Annotated in this window: 11 protein-coding genes; 8 read left to right on the top strand and 3 right to left on the bottom strand. The window is 71.5% G+C overall.

All coding sequences use genetic code 11. The annotated features are described in order from the left end of the window. Nucleotides 1-2 precede the first annotated feature (2 nt). Nucleotides 3-1,178 (top strand): hydroxymethylglutaryl-CoA synthase, encoded by a 1,176-nt coding sequence (locus ACWDR0_RS00790; RefSeq protein WP_456349405.1) that lies wholly within the window; start codon nt 3-5, stop codon nt 1,176-1,178. An 89-nt stretch (nt 1,179-1,267) separates the two neighbouring features. Further along, nucleotides 1,268-2,158 carry an aromatic prenyltransferase gene (locus ACWDR0_RS00785; RefSeq protein ID WP_456349404.1) on the top strand — a complete coding sequence of 297 codons (891 nt, stop codon included), beginning with the start codon at nt 1,268-1,270 and terminating at the stop codon, nt 2,156-2,158. A gap of 63 nt (nt 2,159-2,221) precedes the next feature. On the opposite strand, the gene ACWDR0_RS00780 is transcribed toward ACWDR0_RS00785, so the two are convergent. The 3 genes from ACWDR0_RS00780 to ACWDR0_RS00770 form a co-directional block, all read right to left on the bottom strand. After that, nucleotides 2,222-2,884 (bottom strand): response regulator, encoded by a 663-nt coding sequence (locus ACWDR0_RS00780; RefSeq protein ID WP_456349403.1) that lies wholly within the window; start codon nt 2,882-2,884, stop codon nt 2,222-2,224. Then, nucleotides 2,881-4,011: a sensor histidine kinase gene (locus ACWDR0_RS00775; protein WP_456349402.1), complete on the bottom strand. Its 1,131-nt coding sequence runs from the start codon at nt 4,009-4,011 to the stop codon at nt 2,881-2,883. The genes ACWDR0_RS00780 and ACWDR0_RS00775 overlap by 4 nt, the downstream gene beginning before the upstream one ends. A gap of 162 nt (nt 4,012-4,173) precedes the next feature. Next, complete coding sequence (locus ACWDR0_RS00770; protein ID WP_456349401.1) at nt 4,174-6,048, bottom strand: anthranilate synthase family protein; 1,875 nt, start codon at nt 6,046-6,048, stop codon at nt 4,174-4,176. A gap of 343 nt (nt 6,049-6,391) precedes the next feature. Between ACWDR0_RS00770 and ACWDR0_RS00765 the strand changes: the two genes are divergently transcribed. Genes ACWDR0_RS00765 through ACWDR0_RS00740 form a run of 6 tightly spaced genes read left to right on the top strand, consistent with a single transcriptional unit; the run spans nt 6,392 to nt 12,948 of the window. Then, nucleotides 6,392-7,657, top strand: a complete 1,266-nt coding sequence (locus ACWDR0_RS00765; protein ID WP_456349400.1) for an aspartate kinase — start codon at nt 6,392-6,394, stop codon at nt 7,655-7,657. A gap of 13 nt (nt 7,658-7,670) precedes the next feature. Continuing rightward, nucleotides 7,671-8,495 (top strand): 2-amino-3,7-dideoxy-D-threo-hept-6-ulosonate synthase, encoded by an 825-nt coding sequence (locus ACWDR0_RS00760; protein WP_456349399.1) that lies wholly within the window; start codon nt 7,671-7,673, stop codon nt 8,493-8,495. 44 nt (nt 8,496-8,539) lie between these two features. Continuing rightward, nucleotides 8,540-9,643: a 3-dehydroquinate synthase II family protein gene (locus ACWDR0_RS00755; RefSeq protein ID WP_456349398.1), complete on the top strand. Its 1,104-nt coding sequence runs from the start codon at nt 8,540-8,542 to the stop codon at nt 9,641-9,643. Further along, nucleotides 9,640-10,437 carry an amidohydrolase family protein gene (locus ACWDR0_RS00750; RefSeq protein ID WP_456349397.1) on the top strand — a complete coding sequence of 266 codons (798 nt, stop codon included), beginning with the start codon at nt 9,640-9,642 and terminating at the stop codon, nt 10,435-10,437. The genes ACWDR0_RS00755 and ACWDR0_RS00750 overlap by 4 nt, the downstream gene beginning before the upstream one ends. Next, complete coding sequence (locus ACWDR0_RS00745; RefSeq protein ID WP_456349396.1) at nt 10,434-11,750, top strand: phenylacetate--CoA ligase family protein; 1,317 nt, start codon at nt 10,434-10,436, stop codon at nt 11,748-11,750. The genes ACWDR0_RS00750 and ACWDR0_RS00745 overlap by 4 nt, the downstream gene beginning before the upstream one ends. 10 nt (nt 11,751-11,760) lie before the next feature. Further along, complete coding sequence (locus ACWDR0_RS00740) at nt 11,761-12,948, top strand: FAD-dependent monooxygenase (protein ID WP_456349395.1); 1,188 nt, start codon at nt 11,761-11,763, stop codon at nt 12,946-12,948. The last annotated feature ends 2 nt before the right edge of the window (nt 12,949-12,950 follow it).

Genomic DNA, 12,950 nt, shown 5'->3' with positions numbered 1-12,950 from the left:
CGATGCCGGGGGATCCCGCCGTCGGAATTCACGACCTTTCCTTCTCCACGACCCAGTTCGCCCTGACCCACGCCACTCTGGCCGCCCACAACGGAACCGACATCGGCAAGTATCACGCCGGAATAGGCCAGCGGTCGATGAGCGTGCCGGCCGCCGACGAGGACATCGTCACCATGGCCGCCGCCGCGGCCGCCCCCGTCGTCGCACGGGCGGGTTCCGGCCGGATCCGGACGATCGTCTTCGCGACGGAGTCGTCCGTCGACCAGGCGAAAGCGGCTGGGATCTACGTCCACTCCCTGCTGGGCATGGACTCGGCCACCCGGGTGGTGGAGCTGAAACAGGCCTGTTACGCCGGGACCGCGGCGCTGCAGTTCGCCGCCGCCCTCGTCCGCCAGGACCCCGCGCAGCAGGTCCTCGTGATAGCCAGCGACGTCTCCCGGTACGAGGTGGACGAGCCGGGCGAGGCGACCCAGGGCGCCGCCGCGGTGGCCATGCTGGTGGGCGCGGATCCTGCCCTGGTCCGCCTGGAGGAGCCGACCGGTGTGTTCACCGCCGACATCATGGACTTCTGGCGGCCGAACTACCGCACCACCGCCCTCGTCGACGGCCAGGAGTCGGTCTCCGCCTATCTGCAGGCGGCGGAAGGGGCCTGGAAGGACTACACGGAGCGGGGCGGCCGGGCGCTCGGCGACTTCCGGGCCTTCTGCTACCACCAGCCGTTCACCAGGATGGCGCACAAGGCCCATCGGCATCTGCTTCGCAGCCATGGGCAGGAGTCCGGCGAGGACCTGATCGACCGGGCCGTCGGCCGTACCACGGCCTACAACGAGGAGATCGGGAACAGCTACACCGCGTCGATGTACATCGGGCTGGCCGCCCTGCTCGACAGCGCCGGTGACCTGGCGGGCCGGGCCGTCGGATTCCTGAGCTACGGATCCGGCAGCGTCGCCGAGTTCTTCGCCGGTACCGTCGTGCCGGGATACCGGTCCCACCTCCGATCCGACCTTCACCGCGAGGCGATCGCCCGGCGGCGTACGGTCGACTTCACCCGGTACCGCGAACTCCACGCCTTCTCCTTCCCCGCCGACGGCGGCGAACACCCCGCACCGAGGGAGACGACCGGCCCGTACCGGCTGGCGGGAGTCTTCGGCCACCGGCGGATCTACGAACCGCGATAGCCGGGCGCGCCCCGGCCCCGTCCGCACCCCCGCCGGCGCGGACGCCTGCGGAAACCGCCCGAGCCCGGCGGCAGAACCCTGGAGGAGAGATGAGCGGAAACGCCGAGGTGGCGGCCGTCTGTGCGGTCATCGAGAAGGCTGCCCGGCTGCTGGACGTCACCTGTGCGCAGGACCGGATGCTGCCGGTCCTGGACACCTATCGCGAGACCTTCGCGCACGAGTCGACCGTGGTCGCCTACCGGATGGCGACCGGCAGGCGTCATACGGGGGAGCTGGACTGCCGGTTCACGGTGCATCCGGAGGAACGGGACCCGTATGCCAGGGCCCTGTCCGGCGGGCTCCTCGCCGAGACGGGCCGGCCGGTCGACACCCTGCTCCATGAGCTGCGGGACGGGTTCCCCGTGGACACCTACGGGATCGACTTCGGAGTCGTCGGCGGATTCAAGAAGATCTACGCCTTCTTCACCCCGGACGGTCTGCAGGAACTGCCGGGACTCGCGGCCCTTCCCGGTATGCCGCCCGCACTGGCGGCGAACAGCGCGTTCTTCGCCCGGCACGGTCTGGCGGACCGGGTGGGAGTGATCGGGGTCGACTACGCGCACCGGACCGTGAACGTCTATTTCAACGAGGTACCCGCCGAGTGCTTCGCGCCGGAGACGATGGTGGAGATGTCCCGCGAACTGGGTCTGGCCCGGCCGAGTGAGGACATGCTCCGGCTGGGCCGGGAGGCCTTCGGGCTGTACGCCACGCTGAGCTGGGAGTCGCCGGGAATCGAGCGGCTCTGCTTCGCGGTGACGACCACCGACCCGGATACGCTCCCGGTCCGGATCGACCCGGGGATCGAGAGGTTCGTCAGGGGTTTCCCGTACGGCGGCGCCGAACGGAAGTTCGTCTACGGAGCGGCGCTGGCGCCCGGCGGCGAGTACTACAAGATCGAGCTGCACGACAGATGGCGGGCCGGGGCGATGGACTTCATCTGAGGCCGCCCCGTGGTCTCCGGTGTCCGCCGCCGCCCGGCGGCGGACACCGGAGACCCGCGGGTGTCAGCGCCCCCGCGGCACCACCAGGCCGGACTCGTACGCGATGATCACGAGCTGGGCCCGGTCCCGGGCCCGGAGTTTGATCATGGCCCGGTTGAGATGGGTCTTGGCGGTCAGCGGGCTGATCACCATCCGGCCGGCGATCTCGTCGTTCGAGAGTCCCTGCGCGGCCAGGGCGACCGACTCCCGTTCCCGGTTGGTCAGCTCCTCCAGTCCCGCGCCGACCTCTACACCGAGCGGCCGGGCGACGTACTGGCTGATCAGCATGCGGGTGATGGACGGTGCGAGCAGTGCGTCCCCGCGCGCCGCCACATGCACGGAGTGCAGAAGGTCCTCCGGCTCGATGTCCTTGACCAGGAATCCGGCGGCGCCGGCCCGCAGGGCGTCGAACACGTACTCGTCGAGGCCGTAGTTGGTCAGGATGACCACGTGCACCCCGGCCAGGGCCGGATCGGCCGCGATCCGCCGGGTCGTCTCGATCCCGTCCATGACGGGCATCTGGATATCGACGAGCGCGATATCGGGCAGATGCTGCCTGGCGAGCGCCAGACCCTCCCTGCCGTTGCCCGCCTCGGCCACCACATCGATATCGTCCTCGGCGTCGAGCAGGGCGCGGAAGCCGCTGCGCAGCAGGGGCTGGTCGTCTATCAGCAGGACCCTGATCATGAGATCCGCGCCACCGGAAGCTCGGCCTGGACGGTGAATCCGCCCTCGGTACGGGGCTCGGCCAGCAGTCGGCCGCCGAGCGCGTTGACCCGCTCCCGCATGCCCAGCAGCCCGACGCCGGGGACGGATACGGAGCCGGGGGTGGCCGTACCGTCGTCGTCGACCCGGATGGCGAGGGCGTCGGGGCGGTAGTCGATCCGGACCGAGGCGGAAGCGGCGGCCGCGTGCCGGGCGACGTTCGTGAGCGACTCCTGGACGATGCGGTAGGCGGTCCGGTCGACTGCGTCCGGCACTTCCTGGCGCATCCCCTCGATGGTCAGCGTCGTGCGCAGACCGATCCCATGGGCCCGCTGCACCAGTTCGTGCACCTTGTCGAGACCGTACGACGGGGACTTGGTGTCGTCGCGCAGCGTCTCCAGGGTGGCGCGCAGCTCCCGGGTCGCTTCACGGCCCGCCTCCTGGATCGCCAGCAGCGACTCCGGTACCTGCTCGCCGCGCTTGCGCGCCAGATGGACGGCGACCTCCGCCTGCACCTTCACGATGGAGATCTGGTGGGTGAGCGAGTCGTGGAGTTCACGGGCGATGTGCAGTCGCTCCTCGGTTGCCCGCAGCCGGGCGGTCTCCTCCCGGGTGCGTTCGGCCTCGTCCGCTCTCCGTTCGGCCTGCCGCAAGGCCTCCCCGGCGGCCCCGGCCGCGATCAGCCAGGCCAGTTCGAGCACCCGCCGGGCCTGCGCGAAGGCGTCTCCCGTAGGCCCGTCCACGGAGGAGGCCATTACAGCGAAGGGCAGACCGAGCAGCAGCACCACGGATACCGCCACGGTGGCCGGGCCGTGGCCCGAGCGGACGGCCGTGTAGGCGGCGAACAGATAGGCGACCGCGGCCACTTCGAATCCCAGCGCGTTGTATCCCGCCACGCAGAGCCCGGTGACGATCAGCACCGTGACGGGAGCGCGCCGTGCCGCGGCGAGCGCGAGGCCGCTCGCGGCCACCAGCGCATAGCCCAGTAAGCCGAGATCGGTGGAGGGCCGGTCGCCGGACCACGCGGCGATCACCAGGGCCACCGCCATGCCGACCGCGATCACCCAGTCCTTGACCAGGGCCCAGACCTGGGGCAGTCCTCTGCTCATATCCGCACCCTAGCGGGGGTGCGGCGGCCGCGGATCCCTCTCGTGGAGGAGCCTTCGACTACTGCCCGCACAGTAGTTCCGGGGATTTCGCGCGGCGGGACACGACCACCACCGGAGGGGATGCGCGGCCGGTCCCGCCGGGGCGCCGTCCGGTGTCTCCGCTCATCCGCAGCGTTCTCCCGCGGGGGCGGCGGGAGCCGCGCGCTCCCCCGTCTCCGTCAGCAGCGAGGTGAGCAGCATGCCGAGGATCCGTGGGCCGTGCCGGGTGAGGACGGATTCGAGATGGAACTGGACCGACCGGAACCCCGCTCCGCGCAGGGCGTGCACCTCCCCGGTCCGGGGGTTCCGGACGATGTCGACGGGCTTGCGGTCTCCGCTGCCGGGGAGGAAGTCGTGCCCGGCACGGGCCTCGTAGGTGTTGTAGAAGCCGACCAGTTCGCCGCGGCCGAACAGCCGGACCGGCTTCTGCACGCCCTGGTTGGGGACCCGGCGCCGTACGATGCCGAGGCCCAGTTCGAGGGCGAGCACCTGGTGCCCCAGGCAGACCGAGAGGAACGGCACGTCCCCGGCGAGCAGATCACGGGTGAGCGATCCGAGGGCGGCGATCCGCGGATCCGACGTGTCCCTGGGGTCTCCCGGGCCGGGGCCCACCACGACGAGGCCGAAGCCGTCCTCCGGCCGGGGCCGGCCGGATCGTGCGACGACGGTCCGCAGGCCGAGGGAGCGGAGCTGGAGGTCCAGCATGCCGGTGAAGTCGTCCTCGTTGTCGACGATCAGCACCCGGGTCCCCCTGAGCGCCGGCTCCGGTACGCCCTGGGGTGTCCCGTCGAACCAGAACCGTGACAGCGTGGTGTTCCGGGACCGCAGCGCCCGGCGCACCAGGGGGTGTTCGGAGGCCGCCGGGGTGTGCGGTGGCACCGGGGTCTCCCGGCGGCCGGCCGTGGGGGTGCCGTCCGGCGAGAGGCCGAAGGCCTGGAGTACGCCCGCGGCCTTGGCCCGGGTCTCGGCCACCTCGGACCGGGGGTCGGAGTCGCGGACGAGGGTGGCGCCGACGCCCAGGCGGAGCAGGCCGTCGTCGTCGACCTCGGCGGTGCGGATCATGATCGTCGAGTCGAGAGTACGGCCGCCCGAGGCATCGTGGCCGATCAGCGCGAGCACCCCGCCGTAGTAGCCGCGGCCCGTCGGTTCATGACGGCGGACCACCCGGAAGGCGTTCTCCAGCGGGCTGCCGGTGACGGTCGGCGCGAGCAGGGTCTCCCGCAGTACCTCGCGCACATCGAGTTCGCTCTCGCCGGTCAGGACGTACTCGGAGTGGGTCAGGCGCGCCATCTCCTTGAGGTACGGACCGTGCACCCGGCCGCCCGTGGCGCAGACGCGGGCCATCATCTTCAACTCCTCGTCGACGACCATGCAGAGTTCGTTCGCCTCCTTCGGGTCGTTGAGGAACGCCAGGAGCCCCGCCGGATCCGGCCCGGCGGCCGGGTGGCGGTAGGTGCCGCTGATGGGGTTCATCGAAACCATGCGGCCGGCCACGCTGACGTGCCGTTCCGGGGAGGCGCCGATGAACGTCCCCTCCCCGGTGTGGAACAGGAACGTCCAGTACGAACCGAGTTCGCCGGTCAGCAGCCGGCGGTAGACCGCGAGTACCGTGCGGAGCGAGTAGTCGTCGAGCCGCGCGGTAAAGGAACGCCTGATGACGAAGTTCGACCCCGCGCCCTGTCCGATTTCGTCCCGCAGCACCCGCTCCACGATCGCGGCGTAATCCTCGTCGCCGAGGTCGAATCCGGCTCCGGAGGCGCGTACTTCCACCTCGGGCAGTCCGGCCAGGACCTGGTCCCGGCCGAGCACGGTGCGATGGTCCACCCGCATGGCGAGCAGAGGGGCGTGATCGTCCCGGCACACGAAGCCGCGCTCGGTGATCTGCCGGTACGGAATCGCCACCAGCAGTTCGTGCCCCTCCTGGCCCGGGGGCCGGTCGGCCAGCGGCAGTTCGGCAAGGCTGCGATGGCTGCCGATCTCGCCGGTCAGTATCTCCACGGGCGCGTCCGGTACCGAGCCCGGCCGGTGGAGAAGGGCGAATGCCCGCCCGTTCGCACCGAGACTGCTGAGCGGACCCAAAGGGGCGGCCGTGTCCGTATCCGTCCCGTCCATAGTGCTCCCCTTCGCGTGAGATCAAATGACCCCTCTCGATATTGGGGAGGCGTAAGCGGGCGCACCATAACGTAAAGCCGCCATCGTAAATTTCAGGTAGCGGTCCGCCGGTATGGCGTGAACTCCTGAACAGGAGCGCACTACTCGGGCAGGTAGTGGGCCCCCCGGCACTCCGCGATTACTGTCGTCGGCATACCGATTCGACGAGGGCGGTGAAAAAGCTGTGGAAGTGCTGGTCCAGAAATACGGCGGCACCTCTTTGCGGACGCTCGACTGCGTCCGGCGCGCGGCCCTCCGGGTCGCGGCGGCGCGGAGAACCGGGCCGGCGGTGGCCGTGGTGGTGTCCGCGAGAGGCGGCAGGACCGACGAGCTGCTCCGGCTGGCGGCCGATATCGGCTCCGGCTCCCCGTCGCGGGAACTGGACCAGCTGCTGGCCGTCGGTGAGAACGAGTCGGCGGCGCTGATGGCCCTCACCCTGGACGGGCTGGGTGTGCCGGCGGTTTCGCTCACCGGCCGGCAGGCCGGGATCGAGGCGACCGACCGGCACGGCGAGGCGCTCATCTCCGGAATCGGGGCCCGCCGGGTCCGGGAGGCACTCGACGGCGGCCGGGTCGCCGTGGTCACCGGATTCCAGGGGATCGACCGGGCCGGGGACGTCGTCACCCTCGGCCGGGGCGGTTCCGATACGACGGCCGTGGCGCTCGCGGCCCGGCTGGGTGCCTCGGCCTGCGAGATCTACACGGATGTGGACGGGGTGTTCACGGCCGACCCCCGGCTGCTGCCCGCGGCGCGCCTGCTGCCCCGGGTCGCACCCGGTGTCATGGCCGAGATGGCGTTCTCGGGGGCGAAGGTCCTGCACACCCGGTGCATCGAGCTGGCCGCCATGGAAGGGGTCGACGTGCACGTCCGCAACGCTTCGTCGCAGGCACCCGGGACGACGGTCGCCGACCGGCCGGACGACCGGCCGCTGGAGACCCGGCGGGCCGTGGTGGCGGTGACCCACGACACCGATGTCGCCCGGGTGCTCGTCCACTGCCGGGACAGCCGCCGGGACCTGGCTCCCGACGTCTTCGGCGTACTGGCCGCCCAGGGGACGGCCGTGGACCTGGTGGCCAGGTCCGGGCCGTACGAGAGCGAGTTCCGGATGGGCTTCACCATCCGGCGCAGCCAGGCCGACTCGGCGCGGGCCGCGCTTCACGAGACGGCGACCGCCCACGGCGGGGGAGTGCATATCGACGAGAACGTCGGCAAGGTCTCGGTGGTCGGCATGGGCCTGCTCAGCCGGCCGGAGTACACGGCCAGGCTGATGGCGGCGCTCGCCGCGGCCGCGATCCCGACGACCTGGATCTCCACATCGCAGATGCGGCTCTCCGTCATCGTGCCGCGGGAACGCACCGCCGATGCCGTCGAGGTCCTGCACCGCGAGTTCGGCCTCGGCCGGACCCCGCGGACCGGCACCGGTCCCGCGGCATCCGATTGCCCCGCCACCGTATGAGAGGCAGGAGACAGTGGTTGTGCACAACGCCTCGTTCGCCCGGAGCCTTCGTCTGCGACGCCTGTTCCGGCGCGGTGACCGGCGCCTGTTCGTGGTCCCGCTGGACCACTCCGTCACCGACGGCCCGCTGCGCCCCGCCGATCTGAACTCCCTGGTCGGGGAGTTGTCCGGGACCGGTGTCGACGCGATGGTCCTGCACAAGGGCAGTCTCCGTCATATCGACCACGACCGGTTCGCCGAGATGTCGCTGATCCTGCATCTGAACGCCAGCACGAGACACGCCCCCGACCCGGACGCGAAGTATCTGGTCTCGCATGTCGAGGAGGCGCTGCGGCTCGGCGCCGACGCGGTGAGCGTTCATGTCAATCTGGGGTCGCGGCAGGAAGCGCGGCAGATCGCCGATCTGGCGGGCGTCGCGGACGAATGCGACCGCTGGAACGTTCCGCTGCTCGCCATGGTGTACGCCCGCGGACCCCGGGTCGGGGACGCGCGCGCCCCCGAGCTGGTGGCGCACGCCGCCTCGCTGGCCGCCGACCTCGGCGCCGACATCGTCAAAACCGACTATGTGGGCACCCCCGAGCAGATGGCCGATGTGGTGCGGGCCTGCCCGATCCCGGTCATCGTCGCGGGCGGCGCGCACCGGGCCGAGACCGACGCGGTACTGGCCCAGGTCGCCGACGCGCTCCGCGGCGGGGCCGCCGGAGTGGCCATGGGACGGAATGTCTTCCAGGCCGACGAGCCCGGCTGGATGGCCGGTGCCGTCGCCCGGCTCGTACACGCATCGCCGCACCTCCCGGACCAGGACCCGGCCAACGGCCGTCTCGCCCTGATGTCCTGACCCCCTCCCAACCCCCCCTCCCACCTTCCGCTGAGGAGAGACCTGTGAAGCTGTGCTGGCTGGACATCCGCGGTATCGACGGGGCCAGGGAAGCCATCGTCGAGGAGGCGGTCCACCAGAGGGTGGACGCCGTTGTGGCGGCCGACCCGGCGGACCTGGAGCCGCTGCCGCCGACCGTGAAGAAGGTGCTGTTCCCGCAGGACGCGCCGTTGCCGGAGAAGCTGGAGCCGGCCGATCTCGTGATCGTGGACCCGGCGCGCCACGGGGAGCCCGCCGCGCTGGCCGAGCTCCACCCGGAGGTGGAGTTCGGCCGCTATGTGGAGATCAGGGACGCCGAGAGCCTCGACGAGGCCTGCCGTTCGGCGCGGCTGGAGAAGTGGAGTCTGCTGTACTTCCGGGACCCCACGAAGATCCCGCTGGAGATCGTGCTGGCCGCCGCGGCCGGGGCGGACGGCAGCATCGTCACCCAGGTGGCGGATGTCGAGGAGGCCGGGATCGTGTTCGGCGTACTCGAACACGGTTCCGACGGGGTGATGCTCGCCCCCCGGGTGCCCGGCGAGGCGACCGCGCTGAGGACCGCCGCGGTCGGTACGGCGGCGGACGTACCGCTGGTGGAGCTGGAGGTGACCGGGATCCGGCGGGTGGGCATGGGCGAACGTGCCTGCGTGGACACCTGCACCAACTTCGGTCTCGACGAGGGGATCCTCGTCGGCTCGCACTCCACCGGCATGATCCTCTGCTGCAGCGAGACCCATCCGCTCCCGTACATGCCGACCCGCCCGTTCCGGGTCAACGCCGGCGCGCTGCACTCGTACACCCTGTCCGCGGAGGGACGCACCAACTACCTCAGCGAACTCGTCTCCGGCAGCCGGGTGCTCGCCGTCGACGCCCGGGGGAGGTCCCGGATCGTCACCGTCGGCAGGGTCAAGATCGAAACACGTCCGCTGCTCGCCGTCGACGCGGTATCGGCCTCGGGGGTGAAGGTCAACCTCATCGTCCAGGACGACTGGCACGTCCGGGTGCTGGGCCCGGGCGGCACGGTCCTGAACGTGACCGACCTGACGCCGGGGACCACGGTACTCGGCTGCCTCCCGGTCGAGCAGCGGCACGTCGGCTACCCGATCGACGAGTTCTGCATCGAGAAGTGAGCCGGGACCACGACGGGGCGGCGCCGGTGCCCGCCGCCGTACAGCCCGTGCTGGACTTCCATGTACGCCTGGTGCCCGGACCGGGAAGCGGCGAGCGGCTGCTGTCGGCACTGGACGACTGCGGTATCGCGAAAGCCGTGGTGTGTGCGGGCGGCACCATCGGCCTGGACCGGCTCTCCCGCCAGCTCGTCGAGGGCGGCCATATCGAGAGCGACGCCGACAACGACGCGGTGCTGGACGCCTGCCGGGCGGCCGGCGGCCGGCTCGTGCCCTTCTTCTTCGCCAACCCGCACCGCCCGGCCGCGGTCTACCGGTCCAGGGCCGCGGACTTCCGCGGCCTGGAGATATCGCCCGCGGTCCACGGCGTCGGCCTCACCGACCCCAGGGTCGCCGGACTCGTCGGCACGGCCGCCGAGTCCGGTCACCCGGTGTACGTGGTCTGCCTGGACCGCCCCGGTTCGGGCGTGGCCGACCTGGTCGCCCTGGCCCGCCGCTTCCCGTCGGCGCGCTTCGTACTCGGCCACAGCGGAATCGGCAATATCGACTTCTACGCCCTCACCCTGATCCAGGACGAACCCAACATCCTGCTGGAGACGTCCGGGGGGTACACCTCCGTGGCGGCCGCCGCCCTGAGCCGACTCGGCGCCGGGCGGGTGGTGTTCGGCTCCGAGTACCCGCTTCAGCACCCGTCCGTCGAACTGGCCAAGTTCCGGGCGCTGCGCCCGTCGCCCGGCGAGTGGCGGCAGATCGCCTGGGACAACGCCCACGGACTGTTAGGAGAGGCACAGCGGTGAAGCACCCGATGTCCGGCATGCCCGTATCCGGTCAGTGGCACGGACCGGAGGATCTGCGGCTCGTCCAGGAGAAGCAGCTGCGGCAGACCGTCGCCTGGGCGGCCCGCTCGCCCTTCTACCGGGACCGGCTGAACCCGGCGTCCCTTCCGGCGACCGCCGCCGACCTGGCCGGTCTGCCGCTGACGACCAAACAGGACCTCCGCGACAACTACCCCTTCGGGATGCTCGCCGTGCCGAAGGAACGGCTCGCCACCTACCACGAATCGAGCGGCACCGCGGGCCGGCCGACGCCCTCGTACTACACGGCCGAGGACTGGCACGATCTCTCCGAGCGGTTCGCCCGCAAGTGGATCGGGATCTCCCCCGCGGACGTCCTCCTGGTACGCACCCCCTACGCGCTGCTGCTGACCGGACATCTCGCCCACGCCGCCGGCCGGCTGCGCGGGGCCACCGTGGTGCCCGGCGACAACCGGTCGCTGGCGATGCCGTACGCCCGGGTGGTGCGCGTCATGCACGACCTCGGCACCACGCTGACCTGGTCGGTACCGACCGAATGCCTGATCTGGGCCGCCGCGGCCGCCGCGGCCGGTTACCGGCCCGACGAGGACTTCCCGGCACTGCGCGCGCTGTTCGTGGGAGGGGAACCCCTCACCCCGGCCCGCCGCCGCCGGATCAGCAGGCTGTGGGGGGTACCGGTGATCGAGGAGTACGGCTCCACCGAGACCGGAAGCCTCGCCGGGGAGTGCCCGCGGGGCCGGATGCACCTCTGGGCCGACCGCGCGCTGTTCGAGGTGTACGACCCGGAATCCGGCACCGTCCGCGAGGAGGGCGAGGGCCTGCTGGTGGTCACCCCGCTGTTCCGCGAGGCGATGCCGCTGCTGCGCTACAACCTCGAGGACCAGGTGTCCGTCTCGTACGACGACTGCGACTGCGGCTGGAACCTGCCCACCGTGCGGGTCCTCGGCAGGGCGGCCTTCGGCCACCGGACCGGGGGCGCGACCATCACCCAGCACGGACTCGAAGAACTCGTCTTCTCACTCCCGGACTTCTACCGGGTGATGTTCTGGCGGGCCAGGGCGGAACCGGCGCTGCTGCGGGTCGAGATCGAGGTGCCGGAGGAGCACCGGGCGGCCGCCGAAGCGGAACTGACCGCCGCGATCAGGTCCGGGTACGGAGTCGACAGCGAAGTGACCGGCCTGCCACCGGGCTCCCTGATTCCCCACGACGCCCTGACGAACCTGCCCGACGTGGTGAAGCCGCGCAGCCTCTTCGGGCCCGGCGAGGACTGGGGCAAAGCGCTCCTCTACTACTGAAGGGAGCGACATGCCGCAGTTGAGTGTGGCCGTGGTCGGAGCCGGAATCGCCGGTCTCACATTCGCCGCGGCGCTGAGCCCGACCGGTATCGACTGCCACCTCTACGAACAGGCCGGCCGCCCGGCCGAGGCCGGTGCGGGTGTGCAGCTCGCCCCCAACGCCACCCGGCTGCTCCGCCGGCTGGGCCTGCGGGACCGGCTGCGCACCTTCGCGGTCACCCCGCGGGCCATCGAGATGTGCCGCTGGGACGACGGCGCGCTGCTGCAGCGCACCCCGCTGGGAGAGACCTGCCTGCGCCGCTTCGGAGCGCCCTACTACACCGTGCACCGGGCGGACCTGCACAGCGCCCTGCTCTCCCTCGTCCCGCCGGACCGGGTGCACCACGGCGCCCGGTGCGACGCGGTGACACAGGACTCCGGCGAGGCCCGGCTCCACCTGGCCGACGGTACGACGGTCGCGGCGGATCTCGTCGTGGGCGCCGACGGCATCCGTTCCGTCGCGAGGCGGCAGATCGTGGCCGACCGGCCGCGGTTCTCCGGCCAGACCGTCTACCGCGGACTGGTACCCGCCGAACGCGTACGCCATCTGCTCACCGAACCCCGGGTGCGGCTGTGGCTGGGACCGGACCGGCACTGCGTGTACTACCCGGTGTCGGCCGGCCGCCTGGTGAGCTTCGCCGCGACCGCCCCCGCCCCGGACCCGGGAGAGGAGTCCTGGACCGCACGCGGTGATGCCTCGGCACTCACCGCCGCCTATACGGGCTGGCACCCGGACGTCACCGGTCTGTTCGGAGCGGCGGAGGACATCGGCAAATGGGCCCTGCACGACCGGGAGAGCGCCGACCGGCTCGGCACCGGACGCGTGACCGTCATCGGCGACGCGGCCCACCCGATGCTGCCGTTCCAGGCCCAGGGCGCGAACCAGGCGATCGAGGACGCCGTCGTCCTCGCGCTCTGTCTGGCCGGCCGGGGAGGGACCGGCCCGGGCCCGGCCCTGCGCCGGTACGAACGGATCCGCCTGCCGCGCACCGCCGCGGTCCAGCGCCGCTCGCGGGAGAACGCGAGAACCTTCCATCTGGCCGACGGGGAAGCACAGCGCCACCGCGACAGCACCGTACGGACCGCGTCGGGCCTGGACGCGCACGAGTGGCTGTTCGGGTACGACGCGGAACAAGCCGTCACGACGCGCAGGAGCTGATG

This window comes from Streptomyces sp. NPDC003691 (genome assembly GCF_053981115.1).
The sequence above is the reverse complement of the archived record's forward strand: the minus strand, read 5'-3'. Positions and strand labels throughout refer to the sequence as shown.